Annotated in this window: 2 pseudogenes; both read left to right on the top strand. The window is 32.5% G+C overall.

Annotated features, from left to right (window positions below):
* Positions 1-97, top strand: a pseudogene (locus tag HMPREF2701_RS10445) (peptidylprolyl isomerase); the annotation flags it as partial.
* 9 nt (positions 98-106) lie between these two features.
* Positions 107-243: pseudogene (locus HMPREF2701_RS10920) on the top strand (DNA primase); the annotation flags it as partial.

Raw genomic sequence — 243 nt, 5'->3', positions numbered from 1 at the left:
TTGGAAATCTGGGTTAGATGATTTAGATAAGGTAACTACTAAAACTTTAGAAGAATCATCATCAATACCATCACTGCCAAATACTACGACAAAATGATGATATTGAATGGAAATAGAAGAATGTAAGCAAATTTCAATTCTTGATGTAGCAAGTCGTTTAGGTATCTCCTTTAAACAAGTTTCTAGCAGTGTCTATGAACATCCTGAACACGATTCATTTCGGATTTTTTCAACTACCAATAC

The sequence above is a fragment of the Streptococcus sp. HMSC077D04 genome (assembly GCF_001808785.1).
Classification (GTDB): Bacteria; Bacillota; Bacilli; order Lactobacillales; family Streptococcaceae; genus Streptococcus; species Streptococcus mitis_BX.
This window is presented reverse-complemented; position numbering and strand designations above follow the sequence as displayed.